Annotated in this window: 17 protein-coding genes; 8 read left to right on the top strand and 9 right to left on the bottom strand. The window is 73.7% G+C overall.

Translation table 11 applies throughout. The features are described 5' to 3' along the window. Positions 1-132 precede the first annotated feature (132 nt). The 3 genes from NFX44_RS01390 to NFX44_RS01380 form a co-directional block, all read right to left on the bottom strand. Positions 133-696 carry a PepSY domain-containing protein gene (locus NFX44_RS01390; protein ID WP_262281616.1) on the bottom strand — a complete coding sequence of 188 codons (564 nt, stop codon included), beginning with the start codon at positions 694-696 and terminating at the stop codon, positions 133-135. Between the two features lie 79 nt (positions 697-775). After that, the gene (locus NFX44_RS01385; RefSeq protein ID WP_262281615.1) at positions 776-2,050 is read right to left on the bottom strand and encodes a HAMP domain-containing sensor histidine kinase; all 1,275 of its coding nucleotides are present in this window, start codon (positions 2,048-2,050) and stop codon (positions 776-778) included. After that, complete coding sequence (locus tag NFX44_RS01380) at positions 2,047-2,739, bottom strand: response regulator transcription factor (RefSeq protein ID WP_262281614.1); 693 nt, start codon at positions 2,737-2,739, stop codon at positions 2,047-2,049. The genes NFX44_RS01385 and NFX44_RS01380 overlap by 4 nt, the downstream gene beginning before the upstream one ends. 103 nt (positions 2,740-2,842) lie before the next feature. On the opposite strand from NFX44_RS01380, the gene NFX44_RS01375 reads away from it, so the two are divergent. The 5 genes from NFX44_RS01375 (at position 2,843) to NFX44_RS01355 (ending at position 6,890) form a co-directional block, all read left to right on the top strand. Continuing rightward, positions 2,843-3,316 (top strand): septum formation initiator, encoded by a 474-nt coding sequence (locus NFX44_RS01375; RefSeq protein WP_262281613.1) that lies wholly within the window; start codon positions 2,843-2,845, stop codon positions 3,314-3,316. A 124-nt stretch (positions 3,317-3,440) separates the two neighbouring features. Then, positions 3,441-3,845, top strand: a complete 405-nt coding sequence (locus tag NFX44_RS01370; protein WP_262281612.1) for a hypothetical protein — start codon at positions 3,441-3,443, stop codon at positions 3,843-3,845. 37 nt (positions 3,846-3,882) lie between these two features. Beyond that, positions 3,883-4,665: a hypothetical protein gene (locus NFX44_RS01365; protein WP_262281611.1), complete on the top strand. Its 783-nt coding sequence runs from the start codon at positions 3,883-3,885 to the stop codon at positions 4,663-4,665. A gap of 201 nt (positions 4,666-4,866) precedes the next feature. Further along, the gene (locus tag NFX44_RS01360) at positions 4,867-5,259 is read left to right on the top strand and encodes a cupin domain-containing protein (RefSeq protein WP_262281610.1); all 393 of its coding nucleotides are present in this window, start codon (positions 4,867-4,869) and stop codon (positions 5,257-5,259) included. A 263-nt stretch (positions 5,260-5,522) separates the two neighbouring features. Continuing rightward, positions 5,523-6,890 carry a pectate lyase gene (locus NFX44_RS01355; RefSeq protein ID WP_262281609.1) on the top strand — a complete coding sequence of 456 codons (1,368 nt, stop codon included), beginning with the start codon at positions 5,523-5,525 and terminating at the stop codon, positions 6,888-6,890. Positions 6,891-6,930: 40 nt separating this feature from the next. Here the strand turns inward: NFX44_RS01355 and NFX44_RS01350 are convergent, their stop codons facing one another. Next, entirely contained in the window at positions 6,931-8,118 is a 1,188-nt protein-coding gene (locus NFX44_RS01350; protein ID WP_262281608.1) for a threonine synthase, read from the bottom strand. 8 nt (positions 8,119-8,126) lie between these two features. Continuing rightward, positions 8,127-9,161, bottom strand: coding sequence for a DNA polymerase ligase N-terminal domain-containing protein (locus NFX44_RS01345; RefSeq protein ID WP_262281607.1), 1,035 nt, complete (start codon positions 9,159-9,161; stop codon positions 8,127-8,129). A 118-nt stretch (positions 9,162-9,279) separates the two neighbouring features. Here NFX44_RS01345 and NFX44_RS01340 point away from each other — a divergent pair, with 118 nt between their 5' ends. Continuing rightward, positions 9,280-10,068, top strand: a complete 789-nt coding sequence (locus NFX44_RS01340; RefSeq protein ID WP_262281606.1) for an aldo/keto reductase — start codon at positions 9,280-9,282, stop codon at positions 10,066-10,068. Between the two features lie 46 nt (positions 10,069-10,114). Here NFX44_RS01340 and NFX44_RS01335 read toward each other — a convergent pair whose 3' ends face one another. After that, positions 10,115-11,242, bottom strand: coding sequence for a cellulose binding domain-containing protein (locus NFX44_RS01335; protein WP_262281605.1), 1,128 nt, complete (start codon positions 11,240-11,242; stop codon positions 10,115-10,117). Between the two features lie 319 nt (positions 11,243-11,561). On the opposite strand from NFX44_RS01335, the gene NFX44_RS01330 reads away from it, so the two are divergent. Beyond that, complete coding sequence (locus NFX44_RS01330) at positions 11,562-12,668, top strand: FAD-dependent monooxygenase (protein ID WP_262281604.1); 1,107 nt, start codon at positions 11,562-11,564, stop codon at positions 12,666-12,668. A gap of 128 nt (positions 12,669-12,796) precedes the next feature. Next, the gene (gene ctaD / locus NFX44_RS01325; RefSeq protein ID WP_262281603.1) at positions 12,797-14,554 is read left to right on the top strand and encodes a cytochrome c oxidase subunit I; all 1,758 of its coding nucleotides are present in this window, start codon (positions 12,797-12,799) and stop codon (positions 14,552-14,554) included. A gap of 205 nt (positions 14,555-14,759) precedes the next feature. On the opposite strand, the gene NFX44_RS01320 is transcribed toward ctaD, so the two are convergent. From NFX44_RS01320 to NFX44_RS01310, 3 genes are all read right to left on the bottom strand, one after another. Beyond that, entirely contained in the window at positions 14,760-15,974 is a 1,215-nt protein-coding gene (locus tag NFX44_RS01320; protein WP_262281602.1) for an MFS transporter, read from the bottom strand. A 65-nt stretch (positions 15,975-16,039) separates the two neighbouring features. Then, positions 16,040-16,621, bottom strand: coding sequence for an isochorismatase family protein (locus NFX44_RS01315; RefSeq protein ID WP_262281601.1), 582 nt, complete (start codon positions 16,619-16,621; stop codon positions 16,040-16,042). 10 nt (positions 16,622-16,631) lie between these two features. After that, positions 16,632-17,918 carry a nicotinate phosphoribosyltransferase gene (locus NFX44_RS01310; RefSeq protein ID WP_262281600.1) on the bottom strand — a complete coding sequence of 429 codons (1,287 nt, stop codon included), beginning with the start codon at positions 17,916-17,918 and terminating at the stop codon, positions 16,632-16,634. Position 17,919: the final 1 nt, after the last annotated feature.

Here is a 17,919-nt window from a genome sequence, read left to right as displayed (position 1 = left end):
ATGTAGCGACCCGATCGCGTTCCGCCACAGGCTTTCCGGACCCCGTCGACGATCCATCCGTCCTGGTGACGGCCGGGCGGCGCGGGTCGGGGCCGGGCGGAAGCCCACCCGCCCGGCCCCGCCCTCCGGCACTCAGTCGTCGCCGCCGGACCGGTCGCCGCCGTGGTCGTCGGACCGGTCGTCGCCGTGGTCGTCGTCCCGGTCGCGCGTCCGGCTCCCGTCGGCCGTCCGCCGCTCGACCTCGACCACGGTGCCGTCCGCGCGGTCGACCTTGATCTCGTAGGTCGTCCCGGCGCGGACGATCTTCACGCTCCACACCGGACGGGTGTGCTCGGTCTCCGCCTCGATCTCCACGATCCGGCCCCCGCCGAGCAGGGCCAGGGCGGTCCGGCCGGCCTGCCGCCGGTCCACCGCCCCACGCGGCGCCGGGTCCGGGGCGCCGCGCGTGGGGGCCGTGCCGGCGGTCGCGGAGTCGTCCGCTCCGGGGTTGTCGTCGGCCGTCCCGGGGTTGTCGTCGGTGGTGCCGGGGTTGTCGTCGGCGGTGCCGCCGGCCGGGTCGGTGACGTCGGCGGTCACGGCGGCCGGCGCGGTGGCCGGACCCGACCCGTCGGCCGTGGTCACGCCGATCGCCGCGCCGGTGACCGCCAGCACCGCGGCCCCGCCGACCGCCGCCAGGACCAGGGAAGTTCGTCGCATCGTCTCCACCTCTCCTCGTTGTCCGCCGAGGATCGGTCCGCGACGGCTAGCGCCGCGCTACCGGAGGTCCAACGCCCGGTTAAGGCCGCGCCGGCCCCAGCCGGAGCGTCACCACGGCTCCGCCGCCGGGTCCGCCGCCCAGCTCCAGCCGGCCGCCGCTGGTCCGGGCGGCCCGGTCGGCGATGTCCAGGCCCAGACCGGTCGACCCGGCCCGGCTGGCGCCCCGCCGGGCCGACCCGGCCGGCAGACCCGGGCCGGCGTCCGCCACGGTCAGCGCCACCCGCCCGGCGTCCCGACCGAGCCGGACGGTGAAGGGCGTGCCGTCCGGCGTGTGCGCGAACACGTTGCCCAGCAGCGCGTCCACGGCGGCGGCCAGCTCGTCACCGGCCACCCGTACCGGCAGCGGCCCGGGTGCGAGGTCGAGCGTCACGGTCCGCCCGGTGTCCTCGGCGAGCACCGACCAGAACGCCACCCGCTCGGCGACGACCGCGGCGGCGTCGCAACCGCCGCCCCCGGCCGGCGTACTGCGCCAGCGGGCCTGCCGGATCACGCCGGTCACCGCTCGTTCCAGGCCGTCCACGGCGCTGGTCAGCCGGGCCGCGTCGTCCGGGCCGCGCAGCGACTCGGCCTCCAGGCGCAGCACGGTCAGCGGGGTGCGCAGCCGGTGCGACAGGTCGGCCACCTGCTCGCGCTCCTCGCGCAGCAGCACCTGGATCCGCGCGGCCAGGTGGTTCAAAGCGCCCGCGACCTCCCGCAGCTCGGCCGGCCCGGCCGGCTCGACCCGGGCGTCCAGCTCGGCGTTGGCGAGCCGGTGGGAGACCGCGCCCAGGTCGGCGATCGGCCGGACCAGGGTGCCGGCCAGCCGATCGGCGACGGCCAGCCCCACCAGCACCAGGAGCGCGCCCAGCAGCGCCAGCACGAGCCAGGCCCGGGCCACCCCGGCGGTCAGCTCGGCGCGGGGGACCACCGTGCGGATCACCGCTGTCCCGTCCGGCCGGCCCTGGACCGCGATGACCACCTCCCGGCCGGCGGCGGACTCGACGGTCAGGCTCTGCCCCCGCGCGGCGAGGGCCACCGCCGGGGTACGCGGCACCCGCGCGCCGAGCACGGTGCCGTCGGGCAGGAACACGCTCACCTCGCGCCCGGAGTCGGCGGCGAGATGGTCGACGGTCAGCCGGACGGTGTCCGGGTCGGCCGTGCCGACCACCGCCACCAGGCCCTGCGCGTCGGCGGCGGCCCGGACGGTCGCCCGGTCCGCGGCGACGGTGCGCACCAGCACGGCCAGCGGCACCAGGAACGCGACCATGACGAGCACCCCGACGGCGGCGACCAGCAGCGCGAGCCGGCCCCTCACCGGCTGCTCCCCGGCCCGTCCAGCCGCACCCCGACGCCCCGGACGGTGTGCAGGTAGCGCGGTTCCTGGGCGCTCTCGCCGAGCTTGCGCCGCAGCCAGGACAGGTGCACGTCGACGGTCTTGTCGGCCCCGCCGTACGGGATCCGCCAGACCTCGGTGAGCAGCTCGCGCTTGGTGACCACCTGTCCGGGCCGGCCGGCGAGGTGGTGCAGCAGGTCGAACTCGCGGGGCGTCAACTCGACCGGCGTCCCGTCCAGGGTGACCTGCCGGGCCCGCGGGTCGATCCGCAGCCCACCGACCACGAGCACCGGGTCCGTCCCGGCGTCGGCGGTCGAGCGGCGCAGCACGGCCCGCACCCGGGCGTCGAGCTGGGCCGCGGTGAAGGGCTTCACCAGGTAGTCGTCGGCGCCCGCGTCGAGCATCCGGACGATCTCGGCCTCGTCGTCGCGGGCGGTCGCCACGATGACCGGCACCGCGCTGACCGCGCGCAGCATCCGCAGCAGCTCGCCGCCGTCCAGATCGGGCAGTCCCAGATCGAGCACGACGAGGTCGGGCCGGTCGTCCAGCGCGTCGCGCAGCCCGTCCAGCGCGGTCGAGGCGGCGGCGACCGCGTGCCCGCGCTCGCGCAGGGCCCGGAGCAGCGTGCCGCGGATGGTCAGGTCGTCCTCGATGAGCAGCAGCCGGGCCACGGTTGGCAGGCTAGCCGCTCCGGCCGCCCGGACCCGCCCTCGTTAACCCCGCTTTAGCGTTCCCCGAAGCCCCGCACAACCCGGGATCGGGGAGACTCGGGGCATGGGCCGTCGTCCGATCCTCGCCGTCGCCGGGTGGCTGGCCACCACCGCCGCCGCCACGCTCGTCGGGATGGCCGCGGTCCAACTGGTCGGCAGCGGCATCACCGGCACCCCGGGAGGCGTACGCGACCCGCGGGAGGTTGCCCGTGCGCTCGCCTCGCCCGCGCCGGTGGCCACGACGCCGGGCACGGGCCCCACGGCGGGCGCGACGCCGACGGCCACTGCGGCGAGCCGCCCGCCGGCCACGAGCGGAACCGCGCGCACCTTCCGCACCGCCGGAGGGACAGCGCTCGCCGAGTGCGTGCCGGACGGGGTACGGCTGGTGTCCTGGTCCCCGGCGCAGGGCTACCGGGTGAAGGACTTCGACCGGGGGCCGGACGACCGTGTCGAGGTGCGCTTCGTCGGCCCCGACGGGGAGCACGAACTGCGCCTGCGCTGCCGTGGCTCCGAGCCGGTCGCCACCCCGGACGACTGATGTTTTCCCAGCTCAGGGGGGTTAACTGTCCTTGATCGGACAGCACCGTCGCTGGTTGGTGGACGGTGGGCCGACATAGCTTCGGGAGCATGCCGCCGCCGCACCGGCGGCAGGAAGGACCCCCATGTCCAGCTCCAGATCGAGGCGGGGCCCGGCCGGCCAGCCCGCCGCCGACATGGCGGAGATCGCCCGTGCCGACAGCGAGATCAACTCCTGCACACCGGTCGGTCTGCCGGCCACCGCCCGCGTGCTGTTCGCCGTGATCGACGCGAACGGCACCCTGATCCGGGGGCTCGGCGCCACGTCGGCCACCCGGTTGGCCACCGGGATGTACCAGGTCGGCTTCGACCAGGACGTCGCCGGCGCCGCGTACATCGGCACGGTGGGTCTGATCGCCCCGGGCGGGCTGGCCCCGCAGGGGGCGATCACCGTGGCGCCCCGAACCGGCATCCCCAACGCGGTCTTCGTCGAGACGTACGCCGCGAGCGGCCACACCGACCGCCCGTTCCACCTGGCCGTGCTCGCCTGACCCACCGCAGGCCGCCGATCTGTGGCAGCATCGCGCGGTGCGTCCCCACCGCCTGTTCGCCGCGGCCGCCATCCTGCTGGCCCTCGCCCACCTGGTCGGGCGCTGGTACGCCCAGCCGCTGCTCCCGGCCGCGCAGGCCCTCGCCTGGTGCGCCGCGGCCGGCGCCGCCCTCACCGCGCCCGAGCTTCCGCCGCGCGCCCGGTACGGGCTGGCCGTCGCGGCAGCCGCCCTCGCGATCGCGGCCGTGCCGCTGCACGGGGAGCCGACGTTCGGGTGGACCATGGCGCCACCGGTCGAGCCGGGGTGGATCCCGGTGCAGGCCGTGCGGGGCGTGGCCGGGATCGGGCTCGCGATGGCGGTGTCCGCCCTGCCGAGGCGGGCGCCGGACCGCCGCCGCACGGCGGCGGCCGTGGTGCTGGTGGTGCTGGCCGGCCTGCTGGCTGCGGCCCGGGACTCGGCGGTCCTCCTGCCCCCGTACGTGCTGGCGCCCGACCCGGTCGACGTGCTGCCGTCGTACCTCGTGCTGGTGGTCCTGGCCGTCGTGGCGCTGGTCCGGTCGGGGTCGGTGCCGGTGACCCTGGGCCTGGGCCTGGCGGCGGTGGCCGCGCTCGGCGTCTCGCCGGCGGCCGTGGCCTGGGGCGGCGAATCCGGCCCGGGGCTGACCTTCCACAGCGCGGCGGCGTACCAGGTCCGGATGACCGGCGGTGGGATCTGGGCGAACCTGCTGGGGTTCGTCGCGGCGGTGCTCGTGCTGGCCGGATGCCGCTGGACCGAACTGACGCGCACACGAGCGCACGGCGCCGCCCGACCTGGGTCGTAACGTCGCCGCGCTCTGGCCGTCTCCCACCACCGCAGCCGTACGGCGGTACGAAAGCGGGGACCTGGCTCGACCGGCCGGGCGTGCACCGGTCTTGTGAGCGCAGATGCCCGTCCAGAGGGGATCCAAACCCCGCACGGGTGGGGAATTCCACCATTTGCGAGTCCCGGCGTGAGCGGCGCGGGGACCGGGTATGAGCGGGCCATGGAGCATTTCACGATCGCGACAGTCGCCGAGAAGAGCCCCGACTTCCGCCGCGTGCTGTGGACCGGCCAGCACACCCAGTTGGTGATCATGACGATCCCGGCGGGCGGGGAGATCGGCGAGGAGGTCCACGAGGGCATCGACCAGATCCTGACCTTCGTCAGCGGCACGGGCGAGGCGCGGGTGGCCGGGGAGAAGAAGGAGGTCGTGGCGGGCGACCTGGTGGTCGTGCCGGCCGGCACGAAGCACAACTTCGTCAACACCGGCCCCAACCCGCTGGTGCTGTACACGGTGTACGGGCCGCCGGAGCACGCCGACGGGGCGGTGCACCGGACCAAGGAGGAGGCCGACGCGGCCGAGGAGGCCGGGGAGGACGAGCCGCCCACCTCCTGACGCACACCCGCTCCCCGCGCTCCACCACCGTGTCGTGGTGGAGCGCGACGGCGTGAGCTGCAACATTCCTGCACGTCGCAGCCATTGACGTCGATCTCTGCACGAGCCTAGCCTGCTGGTACGGGAAAGCCCTTTCCTGGGCCTCGTCACCCCGTTACCGGAGTCCGGGCCTCCGGCGGGGCGCACCGACCGTCGCGACCGCGGCCAGGCGTCGGCCCTCCAGCCGTGGCGGTCCACCACCACGTGCCTCAAGGAGGACCACCGTGCAGACCTCACGTGCCAGGCTCCGACGCCCGCTGCTGCTCGCGGCGTGCGCCGGAGCCACCGTTGCGGCGCTCGCCGCCGGGACGGTGACGTCGGCCTTCGCCGCCACCGTCTTCTCCGACACCTTCTCCGACGGCGACGCCGCCGGCTGGTCCAAGTCCGGCGGGACCTGGGCGGTCGCCGACGGCGCGTTCACCCAGTCCAGCACGTCCAGCGAGTTGGCCCGCCAGTTCGCCGGCCAGACCGCCTGGACCGACTACCAGGTGCAGGCCCGGGTGCGGCCCACCGGATTCGGTTCGTCCGGCGCCCTGGTCGGGATCGCGGCCCGGGCCAGCAGCAGCACGAAGATGTACCGGCTGGCGCTGCTCGGCTCGGGCCGCGCCGAACTCCAGGCCGTCAACGGCAGCCAGATCACCTCGCTCGGCTCTGCGGCGGTCGGCGCGGCCACCGGCACCTGGTACACGCTGAGGATCGAGGCCAGCGGCAGCACCATCCGCGCCTACGTCAACGGCGCCCAGGTCGGCGGTGGCAGCAACAGCCTCGTGGGCGCCGGCCGGATCGGGCTGGTCACCGCCTACGCGGCCGGCAGCTTCGACGACGTCGCCGTGGACTCCTCGGTCAGCACCCCGACCACGCCGCCGACCAGCACCCCGCCGGGCTCGCCCACCCCGACCCCCACCGGCACCGCGCCGCCGCCGGCCTCGTGGCCCACGCCCACCGCCAGCGTCAAGGTGGACGCCACCATCGGAGTCTCCGGCACCTTCGACGGCGCGATGAAGCGCTACTACGGCATCGGCGACGGCGGCCAGTCGGAGAGCCAGGACCCGATGTTCGAACTGGCCGCCGGCGCCACCCTGCGCAACGTGATCATCGGTGCGCCGGCCGGCGACGGCGTGCACTGCGAGGGCGACTGCACACTGCTCAACGTCTGGTGGGAGGACGTCGGCGAGGACGCCGCCACCTTCCGCGGCGGCACCACCTACACGGTCGACGGCGGGGGCGCCCGGTCGGCCAGCGACAAGGTGTTCCAGCACAACGGCCCCGGCACCGTCCACATCCGCAACTTCCGGGTGGAGAGTTCCGGCAAGCTCTACCGGGCCTGCGGCAACTGCTCCACCTCCTACCAGCGCCACGTGGTGATGGACAACGTCACCGCCACCGGCACCAAGGTGCTGGCCGGCATCAACACCAACTGGGGCGACACGGCCCGGTTCAGCCGGATCACCATCCTCAACGACCCGAACCGGTCCACCCGGATCTGCGTCAAGTACCAGGGCGTGCCGAAGGGCAGCGAGCCGAAGGAGATCGGCGAGGGCGCCGACGGGGTGAACTGCCTCTACTCCGCCTCCGACATCACCTACCGGTAGGGCGGTCCGGCGCGGGCGCCCCGCCGCCGGGGCGCCCGCGTCACACCGTCGGCACGCCCGAGACGTCCACCGTCTCCGGGTACTTGATGCCGGCGCCGGTGTTCAACACCACCACCCGCTCGCCGGGGCGGATCCAGCCCCCGGCCCGCAGTTGCCGGGCGGCGGTCAGGCAGGCCGCGCCCTCCGGGCAGAGCAGCAGCCCCTCCCGGGCGGCGAAGTCGCGCAGGTCGGCGAGGATCTCCGCGTCGTCCACGGCGATCGCGGTGCCGCTGCTCTCCCGCAGCGCGGCCAGGATCAGCTCGTCGCCGAGCGGGGCCGGCACGGTGATGCCGAACGCCAGGGTGTGCGCGTCCGCCCACGGGGTGGCCCGGGGCTCGCCGGCCGCGAACGCCCGGACGATCGGGGCGCAGCCGGTGGACTGTACGGCGACCAGGCGGGGCAGCCGGTCCTCCACCCACCCCAGCTCCCGCAGCTCGTGCAGCGCCTTGTGGATGCCGATCAGCCCGACGCCGCCCCCGGTCGGATAGATGATCACATCGGGCACCTGCCAGCCGAGCTGCTCGACGATCTCGTACCCCATGGTCTTCTTGCCCTCGAGGCGGTACGGCTCGCGCAGCGTGCCGGCGTCGAAGATCCGCCCGCCCGACTCGGCGACCAGGCTGGCCACCCACCGGCCGGCGTCGCCGATCAGGCCGTCCACGAGCCGCAGGTCCGCCCCGGCGGCGACGCACTCCCGCCGGCAGATGGTGGGCGCGTCGAGCGGCATGGCGATGGTCGCGTCCATCCCGGCCCGGGCCGCGTACGTCGCCCAGGCCGCCCCGGCGTTGCCGTTGGTCGGCATGGCGATCCGCTCGACGCCCAGCTCACGGGCCCGGCTCACCCCGACCGCCGCGCCCCGGGCCTTGAACGAACCGGTCGGGGTCAGTCCCTCGTCCTTCACGATCAGGTCCGGGATCCCGATCTCGTGCCCGTACGCCGGCGCGCGCAGCAGCGGCGTCCAGCCCTCGCCCAGCGTGGTGACGAAGCGGGGATCGGCCACCGGCAGCAGCTCCCGGTAACGCCACAGGTCGGCCGGGCGCAGCCCGAACTGCTCCGGGGTGACCGCCGCGGCCACGGCGGCCAGGTCGTAGCGGGCCAGCAGCGGGGAACCGCATCCGCACAGGTTCTGCAGCTCGTCGGCCGGATGCCGCTCGCCGCAGCGCGGGCACTCCAGGTGCGTCAGGTGCACGAGGCTCCTCAGCTCGGGTCGAGGCTCAGCCAGTGCCGGCTGCGCCGACCCGGCTCGTAGGGGGAGTCGAGGCGCTTGGCCACCACACCCGGGAGCCCCTGTTCGCGGGCGGTCCGCAGGGCGTCCGCGCCGACCCCCGGGAACCACGGCGGAGTCTGCCAGTGCGGGCCGGTCAGCGCCAGACCGTCGAGCAGTTCCCGGCGCTGCGCGTACGGCACGTCGAGGCTGGTCACGCCCTCCAGCCAGAGCAGGTCGACGGCGAGGAACTGCCCGTCGCGCTTCGTCGGCGGCTTCACCCGCCCGCCGGGGTCGATCCGGACCAGCACGCCGTCCAGCACCGCCTCGACCGGGGCCAGCTCCTCGGCCATCGCCCGCAGCCACGGGTACGCCCCGGTGACCTCCTCGTCGGAGGAGTCGAGCAGCCGGAGCCGGCCGCCGGAGACGTACGCCATCGCCCGCACCCCGTCCCAGCGCAGCTCGTACCCCCAGGCGGCCTCGTCCTTCGGCAGCCCCCTGCCGGCGGTGGTGTGCATCGGCCGGACCAGCTCGGGCATCGGGGTCCAGCCCTCCGGGGCCGGGTCGGTGCGGCGGACCATCCAGTCCCGGCCCCGGCCGCCGGTGGCGAAGAGGACGTACCGCCCCTTCGTCCGCCGGCCGTCCAGGACCACGATCACCTCGTCGTCACGCCACTTCTCCACGCGGTAGGTGCCGGTGTCGTGGACGGTCATCCTGCCGCCGCCGTACTCGCCGGCCGGGATCTCACCGTGGAAGGTGAGGTACTCCATCGGGTGGTCCTCGGTGTGCACGGCGAGGTGGTTGCGGCCCGGGTCGCGGGGCAGCCCGCGCGGCACCGCCCAGGAGGCCAGCACGCCGTCGTGCTCCAGCCGCAGGTCCCAGTGCAGGCTCCGGGCGTGGTGCTGCTGGATGACGAAGCGGGGCTTGCGCCGCGCGGCCCGCTTCCGCTCCGGGGTCTCCTCCGGCACCGGCTCCGGGGTACGCGCCGCGTCCCGTTTCCGCCGGTACTCCTCCAGCCGGTCAGCCACCCCCGCATTCTCCGGCAGGTTCGGCCCTGTCGCCCGGTTCCTGCCTCTTCCGTCCCGTTCGGCCGCCGCTCGGCGGGTCGCCGGCATGGCGGCGGCGATCACGGGTAGAAGCGTCCGTATGGACCTCGACCAGCCCACCGTCCCGCTCACCGGCGACGTCCGGATGCCGCTGCTCGGCTTCGGCACCTGGCAGGCCACCGGCAACGCCGGGTACGACGCCGTGCTCGCCGCCCTCGACGCCGGCTACCGGCACATCGACACCGCCACGATGTACGGCAACGAGAAGGAGGTCGGCCGGGCCATCGCGGAGAGCGGGCTGCGCCGCGAGGACCTCTTCATCACCACGAAGCTGCCGCCGGACCGGGTGGGCCGGGAGCGGCAGACCATCGAGGCGAGCCTGGCCGCCCTGGACACCGACCACGTCGACCTGTGGCTGATCCACTGGCCGCCGTCCTCGCCCGGCGACAGCATCCCGGTCTGGCGCGAGATGCTCGCGGCCCGGGACGCGAACCTGGCCCGGGCCGTCGGGGTGAGCAACTACAGCATCAGCCAGATCGACGAGCTCATCCAGGCCACCGAGGAGACCCCCGCGGTCAACCAGATCCGCTGGAGCCCCTCCCTGTACGACCGGCAGGTGCACGCGGCCCACCGGGACCGCGGGGTGGTGCTGGAGGGCTACAGCCCGTTCAAGACCAGCGACCTCTCCGACCCGGTGCTGGTCCGGATCGCCCAGGCGCACGACGTCTCGCCGGCCCAGGTGGTGCTGCGCTGGCACATCGACCACGAGATCGTGGTCATCCCGAAGTCGGTCACCCCCGACCGGATCCGGGCCAACGCCGACGTGTTCCGGTTCTCGCTCACCGCCGAGGAGATGCGCGACATCGACGCCCTCGGCGGGTCGGCGTGAGACGGGGCGCGGCCCGTGCGGACCGCGCCCCGGGATCAGGTGGGTGTCACGCCCTGGTGCAGGTGCTGCCGTTGAGGGTGAAGCTGCTCGGCGTGGAGAACCCGCCGCTCAGCGTCGCCTGGTAGCCGAAGCTGGTCGAGGCCCCCGGTGCCAGCGTGCCGTTGTAGCTCAGGTTCCGCGCGGTCACCGCGGACCCGCTCTGCGTCACGGTGGCGTTCCACGAGCCGGTGATGGTCTGCCCCGAGGGCAGGTTGTAGTTCAACGTCCAGCCGTTGACGGTGCTGGAGCCGGTGTTGGTGACCGTCACGTCGGCCGTGAAGCCGTTGTTCCACACGTTGGTGGCGTACCGCACCGAGCAGGCGGCGTTGCCGGGCGGCGGCGGGGTGGTGGCCGGCGGCGTGGTCGGCGTGCCGCCGCCGGTGTTGACGCTCTGCGAGAAGGAGTTGACCGCCAGGCCGACGCCGCCCTGCCACGGCTCGAAGCCGGCCTGGATGCTGGTCAGGTACCAGTCGCTGGTGATCGCGCCGCGGTTCTTCGTGTCGTTGATGAACGCCATGGCGTCGAAGCTCAGGCTCGTGATGGGGGACGGCGCCACGTACGAGATGACGTTGTTCGAGCCGTTGCTGCCCCGCCAGACCTCCCAGGTCCGGCCGGCGATGCTGGCGTTGCCGACCACGGAGCCGATCGGCTGGATCGGGCCCTGCCGGTTGAACCAGATCATGATCTCCATCTGGCTGACCCCGTCCTTCTTCGGCGTCGGGTCCAGCCAGATGTCGTAGGCGGCGTCGTAGACCGCGCCGCTGACGTAGTTGTAGCTGATGCTGCTCGGCGCGCTGCTGATGTTCTTCACCTGCAGCGGCAGGTTGGTGCCGGGCGAGCAGTTGGTGTAGTGGCAGCCCACGAAGATCGACGGGTACGACACCGGAGCGCCGCTGGTGTTCCCCGTTCCGTCCTGCCGGGTGATGGAGAAGCCGGTGGAGGTCACGTTGATGCACTGCTGCGCGCTGGTGCCCCAGCGGTTGTTCTGCACGACGTACTTTCCGCCGATGGTGGTCGAACCGTACTGGTCGCAGATCTGGGTGTCGGCGGAGGCGGTGCCGCCGAGCGCGACGGCGACGATCGAGCCGGCGGCCAGCAGGCCGGCCGCGGCGAGGGCCCTCAGTGGACGCTTCATGATGCTCCGATTCGTGTCGGTGGGCGGTGCCGGGAGCGCTCCCACGCTTCGCCCACACATTTACATGTCTGAAACTCCGGCGCAACCGTTCGGGCCGAGTTGATCACCTTGGACACGGTCTGTCATGGGGCGGTAGCTGGGTGCTGTCGGGTCCGGCGGCCGGGTCCCCCGGTCGGGGCGGGATTCCCGCCGGTGGGAGGGCTCCCGGCCGCTGACCGGGCGTCCACGCCGGGGCCGATGGGCACTTCCGCCGCTTGGTTGCGGCGAGTAATGTCTTGCCTCCAACGCGTTCCGAACCCCTCCGGAGGCGTACCCCACGATGGGTGGTTCCCCCCTGCGCATCCTCGTCGTCGGCGCGGGCATCGCCGGTCTCGCCGTGGCCCGTGCGCTGCGCCTCGCGGGATTCCGCCCCGACGTGACCGAGAAGCTCCCGCCGAGCGAGCGCGCCGACATCGGCCTCTACCTCCCGGGCAACGCGGCCCGGGCGCTGCGCCGACTCGGCCTCGACGGCCCGGTACGCCCCCTCGGCGCGGTCATCCACCGGCAGCGCTTCCTGGACGCCACCGGCGCGCCGCTCTGCGAGGTCGACCTCGACGCGCTCTGGGCCGGGGTGGGGGAGTGCCGCGCGCTGCCCCGCGCCGAGCTGCACCGGGTGCTGCTCACCGGCGCCGGCGGCGCCGTCCGGCACGGGGCCGAGGTCAGCACCGTCGACCCGCTCCCCGGCGGCGTCGCGGTCGGGTTCACCGACGGCACCAGCGGCGAGTACGACCTGGTCATCGGCGCCGACGGGCCCCGCTCGGCGGTGCGCACCCTGGCCGCGCTGGGCGGCCCGCCCCGCCCCGCCGGCCAGGTGGTCTACCGCAGCGTGGTGCGCGGCGGTCCCCGGGTCGCCGACTGGACCGCTCTGCTCGGCCAGCGCGCCGGCTTCCTGGTGGTGCCGCTCGGCGCCGGCCGGCTGCACTGCTACGCCGACGAGGCCGGCACCAGCCTGCCGGCCGACCCGCGCGCCCGGCTGCACGAGCTGTTCGACGACTACGGCGGCCCGGTGCCCGAGGTGCTCGCGGCCCTGGAGACCGTGGACGTGGAGCTCACCGAGGAGGTCGAGCTGGGGCGCTGGTTCCACGGCCGGGTGCTGCTCGTCGGTGACGCGGCTCACGCCACCGCGCCGTCGCTCTCCCAGGGCGCCGCCATGGCGCTGGAGGACGCCGTGGTGCTCGCCGAGTCGCTGAGGGCCGCCGGCAGCGTCGACGCCGCCCTGCTCGCGTACGAGAGTCGCCGCCGCCCGCGTACCCGCTGGGTGCGGGACCGGACCCGGGACCGCAACCGCACCCGCGACGTGCCGCCGGCGCTGCGCGACCCCTTGCTGCGCGGACGCGGCGGACGGATCTTCCAGGAGCACTACCGGCTGCTGACCGGCCCGCTCTAGAAGGGGCGGTGATCGTAGCCGCCACCCCACGAAGCGGGGCCACCTACCGGGGACTATCCTCCTTGCGGATGACGGCTGCGCAGATCAAGAGCGCGCCGAGCGGGACAACCCAGAACCGGAGGCCACTCGTGACCACCGTCGCACCCAAGCCGGTCGTGACCCGGCCCTGGCCGGTCCGCGAGCCGGTCAAGGGGTCGGCAATCGCGCGGCTGCTGCGCACCACGGACGCGAAGCAGATCGGGATCATGTACATGGTCACCGCGTTCGCGTTCTTCATGATCGGTGGGCTGATGGCCCTGATCATGCGCACCGAGCTGGCGCGGCCGGGCCTGCAGTTCCTGTCGCCCGAGCAGTACAACCAGCTCTTCACCATGCACGGCACGATCATGCTGCTGTTCTTCGCGACGCCGATCGTGTTCGCCTTCGCGAACTACGTGGTGCCGCTGCAGATCGGCGCGCCCGACGTGTCGTTCCCCCGCCTGAACGCCTTCGCCTACTGGCTGTACCTGTTCGGTGGCACCATGGCCACCGCCGGTTTCATCGCCCCGGGCGGCGCGGCCGACTTCGGCTGGACGGCCTACACGCCGCTGAGCACGGCCGAGCACTCGCCGGGCGTCGGCGCGAACATGTGGGTGGTGGGCCTGGCCATCTCCGGTCTGGGCACCATCCTCGGCGCGGTCAACCTGATCACCACGATCCTGACCCTGCGCGCCCCCGGCATGACCATGTTCCGGATGCCGATCTTCACCTGGAACATGCTGGTCACCAGCCTGCTGGCGATCCTCGTCTTCCCGCTGCTGGCCGCCGCGCTCTTCGCGCTCGCCGCGGACCGCCTGATCGGCGCGCACGTGTACGACCCCGCCACCGGCGGCCCGATGCTCTGGCAGCACCTGTTCTGGTTCTTCGGGCACCCCGAGGTCTACATCATCGCGCTGCCGTTCTTCGGCATCATCACCGAGATCATCCCGGTCTTCTCCCGGAAGCCGATCTTCGGTTACAAGGGCCTGGTCGCCGCGACCATCGCCATCGCCGCCCTGTCGATGAGCGTGTGGGCGCACCACATGTTCGCCACCGGCCAGGTGCTGCTGCCGTTCTTCAGCTTCCTGAGCTACCTGATCGCCGTGCCGACCGGCATGAAGTTCTTCAACTGGATCGGCACCATGTGGCGGGGCCAGATCACCTTCGAGACGCCGATGCTCTTCGCGATCGGCTTCCTGGTGACCTTCCTCTTCGGTGGTCTCACCGGTGTGCTGCTGGCCAGCCCGCCGCTCGACTTCCACCTGCACGACTCGTACTTCGTGGTCGCGCACTTCCACTACGTGCTCTTCGGCACCATCGTGTTCGCCGTGTTCGGCGGCATCTACTTCTGGTTCCCGAAGATGTTCGGCCGGATGCTCGACGAGCGGCTCGGCAAGATCCACTTCTGGCTGACCATGATCGGGTTCCACACCACGTTCCTGGTGCAGCACTGGCTCGGCGCCGAGGGCATGCCCCGCCGCTACGCCGACTACCTGCCCGGTGACGGCTTCACGTTCCTGAACACGCTGTCCACCATCGGCGCCTTCATCACCGGTATCTCGACCCTGCCGTTCATCTGGAACTGCTGGAAGTCGTACAAGACCGGTCCGGTGGTCGAGGTCGACGACCCGTGGGGCCACGGCAACTCGCTCGAGTGGGCCACCAGCTCGCCGCCGCCGCTGCGGAACTTCGACCGCATGCCGCGGATCCGCTCCGAGCGGCCCGCCTTCGACGCCAAGTTCCCGGAGCTGGCCGCCGGCCACTCCCTGGCCGGCCCGCCCGAGGGTGGCGCCAAGCCGCTGACCAGCGAGTCCGACGGTGGCGCCAGCTACCAGGAGGACACCGAGGGCCGGCTCGACAAGAGCTGACCCGGACCGACACAGCGACGGGCGCCGCACCCCACCGGGGTGCGGCGCCCGTCGCCTTCGCCTTCCCACCCGTCCCCTTGCCCAGCCCTCGCCACCCACCCCCGGCCGATTGATCATGAGGTTGGCGGCGGTTTCGGAGATCCACATCGCCGCTGACCTCATGATCACCCGGAGTGGGCGGGGGCCCAGGGGGTGGGGCGGGAGGTTATTGGGTGGCGGGGGCCAGCTCCGGAGTGGTGGGGGTGGTGGTTGCTTCGCGGCGGTGGCGGAGCTCGATCGGGAGGACGGCCAGGGCGACCAGCACGCCGATCGCCCCGGTGACCGCGAACCCCCAGGCCGGGGCCGAGGCGTCGATCACCGCGCCGGCCAGCGGCGCGCCGAGCGCGATGCCGACCGTGACGGCCGAGCCGTGCAGGCCCATGGCCTCGCCGCGGACGCCGGCCGGGGCGAGCCGGCTCACCGCGTCCGAGGTCGAGGCGATGGAGGGCGCGCAGAGCGCGCCGGCCGGGACGAGCGCCAGGCAGAGCAGCCACCAGTGCGCCCCGCCCAGCCCGACCGGGATGGTGGTCAGGCTCAGCGCCGCCACCAGGGCCAGCGGGGAGAGCGAGCGGGTGACCGCCCCGTACGCGAAGCCGCCCACCAGCGAGGCGACCGCCCACATGGCCAGGACGGCGCCCGTCCAGCCGACCTCGCCGCCCTCGCGCAGCACGGCGACCACCGCGACGTCGGTGCCACCGAGCACCAGGGTGGCGGCCAGGCTGACCGCCAGCACGGCGAGCAGCCGGGGGGTGACCCACTCCCGGCGGGGCACCTTGCGGGCCGGGCCGGCCGGCTCGTCGGCGGCGCGGGTGGGCGGGTCGAGCAGCCAGAAACAGATGCCGGAGGCGACGATCCCGGCGCCGACCGCCCACATGGTGAGCCGGGGCGACACGGCGGCGGCCATGGCCACGGCCAGCGCCGGGCCGACCATGAACGAGAGCTCCACCGACATCGAGTCGAGGGCGTACGCGGGGCGGCGCCGCTCGGCGGGCACCAGCGCGGCGACCGACTGGCGGACCACCGAGAACACCGGCAGCGCGAACAGCCCGGCCAGGAACGCGGTGGGCAGCAGCACCGGGTACGACAGGGTCGGCGCGGTGGCCCAGAAGAGGCCCTCGGCGATCGTGGTGAGCAGCAGCACCGGGCGCAGGCCGCGCCGGTCGACCAGCCGGCCGAGCAGCGGGGAGCCGAGCGCGGCCCCGACGGTGGAGGCGGCACCGACCAGCCCGGCCGCGCCGTAGCCGCGACCGAGGTCGAGCACGACGTGGAAGGTGAGCGTCACGCCGGTCGCGGTGAGCGGGATGCGCGCCAGCACCGAGATCAGCAGCAACGACCGGAGACCGGGCAGGGCGAGTGCCTCCCGGTAAGGCTTCAAGTTCACGACGGTCCGTACCTCCGGCCGCCAATCCTCGACCGGGGGTACGACAGCCGCAACCAATTACCTGCTCAAGCGGCCCTGATCACAGGCTCGCCGACCGTGGTGACCCCGGCGCCGTCGAGGGCCCGCAGCGCCACGTCCAGCGTGTCGGCCGCGACGGCCGCGGTCAGGTCCAGCAGCACGGTGGTCGCGAAGCCCTCCCGCGCCGCGTCGAGAGCGGTGGCCCGGACGCAGTGGTCGGTGGCGATGCCGACCACGTCGACCCGGTCGACGTCGTGCCGGCGCAGCCAGTCGGCCAGGCACTCGCCGTCGTCGGCGTGCCCCTCGAAACCGGAGTACGCGGCCGCGTGCTCGCCCTTGTGGAAGATCGCCTCCACCCGGTCGGTCGCCAGGTCCGGATGGAACTCGGAGCCGGCGGTGCCCACCACGCAGTGCCGGGGCCAGGAATCGACGTAGTCCGGCGGGTCGCCGAAGTGGGCGCCCGGGTCGATGTGGAAGTCCTTCGTCGCGACCACGTGGTCCCAGCGCCCCGGCTCGGCGGCGAGCAGCCGGGTGATGCCGGCGGCGACACCCGCCCCGCCGGTCACGGCCAGGGAGCCGCCCTCGCAGAAGTCGTTCTGCACATCCACGATGATCAAGGCGTTCGCCATCTCGGTCCTCTCAGCTCGCGGGTACGACGGTCACCGGGACGGCCGGGTCGCCGCCGGAGAGCTTGAGCCCCTCCCACGGGATGGAGATCAGGCACTCCCGCAGGTGCTCCCGTGACTCGTCGAGGGTGGGCAGCGCCACCGGCTCGCCCTCGACGACGAACGAGCGCTGGAGCAGCCGGTCGTTGGGCTGCCGGTCCGGCACGCCCTGCGGCACGATGACCTCCTCGGTGGCGGTGCCGGTCGGCTTGTGCCGGCGGACGGCCACCTTCCGGCCGCCGATGGTGGCCTTGTGCTCGGAGCGCTTGACCACCGGACGCCCCTCCACCTCGACAAGTTTGTACACCAGGCCGGCGGTGGGTGCGCCCGAGCCGGTCACCACGGCGGTGCCCGCGCCGTACATGTCGACCGGCTCGGCGGCCAGGGAGGCGATGGCGTACTCGTCGAGGTCGCCGGAGACGATGATCTTCGTTTCGGTGGCGCCGAGCGAGTCGAGCAGTTCGCGGGACTGCTGGGCGATGACCGCCAGGTCGCCCGAGTCGATCCGGACCGCGCGCAGCTCCGGCCCGGCCACCGCGATGGCGTTGCGGATGCCCTGGCTGATGTCGTAGGTGTCGACCAGCAGCGTGGTGTCCTTGCCCAGCGTGGCCACCTGCGAGGCGAACGCCGCCTGCTCGTCGTCGTGCAGCAGCGTGAACGCGTGCGCGGCGGTGCCGGCGGTGGGGATGCCGTAGCGCTGGCCGGCGGCCAGGTTGGAGGTGAACCGGAACCCGGCCAGGTACGCGGCCCGGGCGGCGGCCACCGCGGCCTCCTCGTGCGCCCGGCGGGAGCCCATCTCGATCAGCGCCCGGCCCCGGGCGGCCGTGACCATCCGGGCCGCCGCGGCGGCCACCGCGCAGTCGTGGTTGAGCACCGACAGCGCCAGCGTCTCCAGCACCACGCACTCGGCGAAGGTGCCGGAGACGGTGAGGATCGGGGAGCCGGGGAAGAACAGCTCGCCCTCGGCGTACCCGTCGACGTCGCCGGTGAAGCGGTAGTCGGCCAGCCACTGGGCGGCCCGGTCGTCCACCACACCGGTGCGGCGCAGGAAGTCGACCTCGTCGGGGTCGAACCGGAAGTCGCGGATCAGGTCGACCAACCGGCCCGTCCCGGCGACCACGCCGTAGCGGCGGCCGGCCGGCAGCCGCCGGCTGAACACCTCGAAGACGCAGCGACGGTCTGCCGTGCCGTCCCGCAGGGCGGCGCTGACCATGGTCAGCTCGTAGTGGTCGGTCAGCAGCGCGGGGCGAAGGGTGCTCACC

Source organism: Micromonospora sp. MA102 (assembly GCF_025460765.1).
Classification (GTDB): Bacteria; Actinomycetota; Actinomycetes; order Mycobacteriales; family Micromonosporaceae; genus Micromonospora; species Micromonospora halotolerans.
The sequence above is the reverse complement of the archived record's forward strand: the minus strand, read 5'-3'. Positions and strand labels throughout refer to the sequence as shown.

Coding starts and splice junctions, on each gene's coding strand:
- NFX44_RS01390 (WP_262281616.1), bottom strand. CDS start 696: ATGCGACGAACTTCCCTGGTCCTGGCGGCGGTCGGCGGGGCCGCGGTG.
- NFX44_RS01360 (WP_262281610.1), top strand. CDS start 4,867: ATGGAGCATTTCACGATCGCGACAGTCGCCGAGAAGAGCCCCGACTTC.
- NFX44_RS01330 (WP_262281604.1), top strand. CDS start 11,562: ATGGGTGGTTCCCCCCTGCGCATCCTCGTCGTCGGCGCGGGCATCGCC.
- NFX44_RS01375 (WP_262281613.1), top strand. CDS start 2,843: ATGGGCCGTCGTCCGATCCTCGCCGTCGCCGGGTGGCTGGCCACCACC.
- NFX44_RS01340 (WP_262281606.1), top strand. CDS start 9,280: ATGGACCTCGACCAGCCCACCGTCCCGCTCACCGGCGACGTCCGGATG.
- NFX44_RS01370 (WP_262281612.1), top strand. CDS start 3,441: ATGTCCAGCTCCAGATCGAGGCGGGGCCCGGCCGGCCAGCCCGCCGCC.
- NFX44_RS01335 (WP_262281605.1), bottom strand. CDS start 11,242: ATGAAGCGTCCACTGAGGGCCCTCGCCGCGGCCGGCCTGCTGGCCGCC.
- NFX44_RS01315 (WP_262281601.1), bottom strand. CDS start 16,621: ATGGCGAACGCCTTGATCATCGTGGATGTGCAGAACGACTTCTGCGAG.